Below are 2,245 nucleotides of genomic sequence, written 5' to 3'. Positions count from 1 at the left end.
CGCGTCGTCGGGGCAGGTCCGGCCGTCGCGTACGACGCCGAGCAGATTGCCGAAGCGGCCGTCACCCGCGCAGAAGACCTTCAACACGTCGAGATCGTTCACGCGGGAATTGAAGCACGGCTCAGACCTGGGCCGTACGGCGCCTGCGCGCGAAGTACACCGCGCCCGCGCCGGCCGCCGTCACCACGCCGGAGGTGGTGAGCAGGGCCCCGGCCGGGATCTCGGCGCCGGTGTCGGCGAGGTTGCCGCCGACGGAGGAGCCGCCGACGGTGCCGCCCGTGGCGCCGGTGGCTCCGCCCGCCGTACCGCCCGTGGTGCCTCCGGTTCCGCCGGCGGTGCCGCCGTTCGACCCGCCCGCGGTCCCGCCCGTCGTACCGCCCGTCGTCGGCGGCAGGACGACGTCCTTGTCCACCGCCACGGCGAAGCTGAGCGGGTCCATCGCGTCGCCCGCCTTGTACATGGACCCCGTGGTGTCGTTGGCGAAGGCGGCCGCGCCCTCGGCGGTGAAGGCCGCCGGGACCGCGGTCAGCGCCAGGAGGCCGTTCTTGGTCTTGTAGTCGGTCTTCGCCAGGTCGAGCGTGGCGAAGCGAAGACCCGTCTTGGCGCCGGAGCCGTTCTTGACGTCCACGAAGAGGGTGCCCGTCGCGCCGGTGGCCTCGACGCGGGGGTTGCCGAAGGTCATGTCGATGCCATGGGCCGCGTACCGGAAGCGGAGGTTGCCCTGGAAGGAGGCGTTCAGCTTCTGCTTCTTGACGTCCAGGTCACCCTTGCCGAAGGCGAAGTCGAAGGTGTCGCCGTTCTTCGCGGCGCCGCCGGCCGGGGTGATCGAGCCCGCGCTCAGCACGTACGTGCGGAAGGACTCCTTCACGCCCCACGTCAGCTTGCCGCTGAGCACCTTCTGCGTGTCGTCGGCCGGAGGCGTCGGGTTCTTGGTGGGCTGCTCCGGGGTGGGCTCGGGGGCGGGCTTCTCGAAGGCGAGCTTCGCGGTGAGCGGGTCACCCGGCTTGTCCTTGTAGCCCGGGTAACCGAGCGCGTCCGCGGCTTCCTTGGTGAGCGTGGTCCCCAGCTTGTCCATCACCGGGCCGGCGAAGGCCACGGTGGCCATCGGCACGTCCTGGGTGGTCGCGCCGGCCTTGGTGACGTCCGCGGTGAGCTTCTTGGTACCGGTGTCCATACGGAAGTCCGAGAGCGTGACCTCGAAGCCGTGGCCGGCCGGCGGGGCGGGCGAGGAGAAGGTGACGCTGCCCTTGAAGGCCGCCTTCACCACATGCCCGTTGGCCGGCTCGTACGTGCCGGACGGCTCGCCGAAGCGCAGGGTGCCGTCCTCGTTCTGCCTGGCTCCGTCCGCGACAGTGATGGTGCCCTTGGCCATGCCGGTCACGTAGGCGCGGTAGCTCGCGAGCACGCCCCAGTCGAGGGTGCCGCCGGTGATCTTCATCGGTTCGGTGGGCGGGCCGCCCGCGGCGGTGGCCGGGAGGGCGAAGGCGGTGGAGCCGAGCGCTGCGGCGGTCAGGACCGCGGCCGCGAGGGAGATCGGGCGTCGGATGGACGACATGACTGGGTACTCCTGAGGGACCAGGGGGAAGGGGGAGAGGAGGGGATGCCTACTGGGGCGCGTCGGTCGGCGTCGGTGAGGCGGCCGCCGTACGACGCTTGCGCACGACCAGGAAGGTGCCGCCGGCCAGGAGCAGTACGGCCACGGCGAGAGCGGCGAGGAGCCCGGCGTTCGAGGACCCCGCGGCCTTCGCGGCGGGGGCGGGCTCGGCGGACGGCGACGCTGGGGCGGGGGCGGGCGAGGCCGTCGAGCCCAGGTCGGGCAGGGCGGGCAACTGGGCGGTGGAGTCCAGGGCGACGGCGAGCGAGACGGGGTCCATCTCGGTGCCCGCCTTGTACATGGAGTTGAAGGCCTGCGAACCACCCTCGGTGAGGGTGGCCGGGGCCTCGGTCAGGGTGGCCAGCCGGCCCTCGGTCTTCAGCCCCCTGGCGTCGAACTCCACGAGCGGGACGGCGTTCTTCGTCGCGCCGCCGGTGGTGACGTCCGCGGACAGGACGCCCTTGCCGTTCTCCACCTTCACGCCCAGCTTGCCGAGCGTGAGGTCCAGATGGGCGCCGGTGAACCGGACCGTACCGGCGAAGGCTGCGTCAAGAGTGCCTTTCGCGCCGTCGAACGAGCCCTTGCCCTGCGGGAAGCGGAAGAGCGCGCCTCCGTCCTGGGCGCCCTCGGCGAGGGTCCACTTGCCCTGGC

Annotated in this window: 2 protein-coding genes and 1 pseudogene; all 3 read right to left on the bottom strand. The window is 72.2% G+C overall.

The genetic code is table 11. The annotated features are described in order from the left end of the window. Positions 1-102, bottom strand: a pseudogene (locus tag ACWGIU_RS36100) (PhzF family phenazine biosynthesis protein); the annotation flags it as partial. Positions 103-121: 19 nt separating this feature from the next. Next, entirely contained in the window at positions 122-1,555 is a 1,434-nt protein-coding gene (locus tag ACWGIU_RS36095) for an HtaA domain-containing protein (RefSeq protein WP_453712312.1), read from the bottom strand. Between the two features lie 49 nt (positions 1,556-1,604). Further along, the coding region (locus ACWGIU_RS36090) for an HtaA domain-containing protein (protein ID WP_453712311.1) at positions 1,605-2,245 on the bottom strand (641 nt) is incomplete at its 5' end.

The organism is Streptomyces sp. NPDC054840 (assembly GCF_053611065.1).
The sequence above is the reverse complement of the archived record's forward strand: the minus strand, read 5'-3'. Positions and strand labels throughout refer to the sequence as shown.